We start from the raw sequence: 377 nt of genomic DNA, 5'->3' as shown, positions 1-377 counted from the left end.
TTGTTGTAGTTGAACTTGTTTCTTCTTCGCTTGAAGTACTTGATTCATCGCTTGTTGTAGTTGAACTTGTTTCTTCTTCGCTTGAAGTACTTGGTTTGCTACTTGTTGTAGTTGAACTTGTTTCTTCTTCGCTTGAAGTACTTGGTTTGCTACTTGTTGTAGTTGAACTTGTTTCTTCTTCGCTTGAAGTACTTGGTTTACTACTTGTTGTAGTTGAACTTGTTTCTTCTTCGCTTGAAGTACTTGGTTTGCTACTTGTTGTAGTTGAACTTGTTTCTTCTTCGCTTGAAGTACTTGGTTTGCTACTTGTTGTAGTTGAACTTGTTTCTTCTTCGCTTGAAGTACTTGGTTTGTTACTTGTTGTAGTTGAACTTGTT

1 protein-coding gene is annotated in these 377 nt (G+C 36.3%); it reads right to left on the bottom strand.

Annotated elements, in window-relative coordinates:
- Positions 1–377, bottom strand: a 377-nt coding sequence (locus BG261_RS11475; protein ID WP_193790148.1) for a hypothetical protein, incomplete at both ends; no start/stop codon positions are given.

Origin of the sequence: Floricoccus tropicus (genome assembly GCF_001832905.1) — a bacterium.
Taxonomy (GTDB): Bacteria; Bacillota; Bacilli; order Lactobacillales; family Streptococcaceae; genus Floricoccus; species Floricoccus tropicus.
This window is presented reverse-complemented; position numbering and strand designations above follow the sequence as displayed.